Raw genomic sequence first — 321 nt, 5'->3', positions numbered from 1 at the left:
ATCTCAGGCTCAACATCAAAGTCAGTGTCGCGGATTTGCCTACGACACGCCCTACATGCTTAAACGTGGACAACCATCGCCACGCGGAGGCTACCTTCCTGCGTCACACCATCGCTTACCTACTACCGATTCAGGTCCAAGGCTCCACCGCCGGCACCCGAAGGTCCCATTGGCTTCACGATGTTAGTATCCTCGGGTTCGATATGGGCGGTTCTTCGCCGGTACGGGAATATCAACCCGTTGTCCATCGACTACGCCTGTCGGCCTCGCCTTAGGTCCCGACTTACCCAGGGCGGATTAGCCTGGCCCTGGAACCCTTGG

The 321-nt window shown here is 57.9% G+C and carries 1 rRNA gene; it reads right to left on the bottom strand.

Going from position 1 to position 321, the window contains the following annotated elements:
• Nucleotides 1-321 (bottom strand): 23S ribosomal RNA (locus QSK18_RS35720); the annotation flags it as partial.

Origin of the sequence: Kineosporia sp. NBRC 101677 (assembly GCF_030269265.1) — a bacterium.
GTDB classification, from domain to species: Bacteria; Actinomycetota; Actinomycetes; order Actinomycetales; family Kineosporiaceae; genus Kineosporia; species Kineosporia rhizophila.
This window is presented reverse-complemented; position numbering and strand designations above follow the sequence as displayed.